This window comes from Rhodococcus sp. IEGM 1406 (genome assembly GCF_030056745.1).
Lineage (GTDB): Bacteria > Actinomycetota > Actinomycetes > Mycobacteriales > Mycobacteriaceae > Rhodococcus_F > Rhodococcus_F erythropolis.
Map to the genome: position 1 here is coordinate 1 of NZ_JASHKO010000039.1, position 232 is coordinate 232.

Sequence of the window (232 nt, forward strand, 5' to 3'; positions counted from 1 at the left end):
GCTGCCGAAGTACTGGTTCCGGATCGCCCGCCGTCGGGCGTTCGACTGCGCGTGCGTAAGCGACGATCGCTTCGTACGGTGTCTCCGACAGAGAGCTGAGCGGAGGCAGGAGTTCGTTCGCGCTTGCGCTGTATCGCTTTTCGAGGTCGTGCTCGCCGGCTGCTGATTGAAAGTAGCCGAATGCCGCCCAGACTCCGTCGGCATCGGAATGGCCGATGAGCTGCTGAGTGGC

Annotated in this window: 1 pseudogene; it reads right to left on the reverse strand. The window is 63.4% G+C overall.

Features of this window, described 5'->3' with window-relative positions:
* Positions 1-232 (reverse strand): annotated as a pseudogene (locus QM596_RS29615) (nitrile hydratase); the annotation flags it as partial.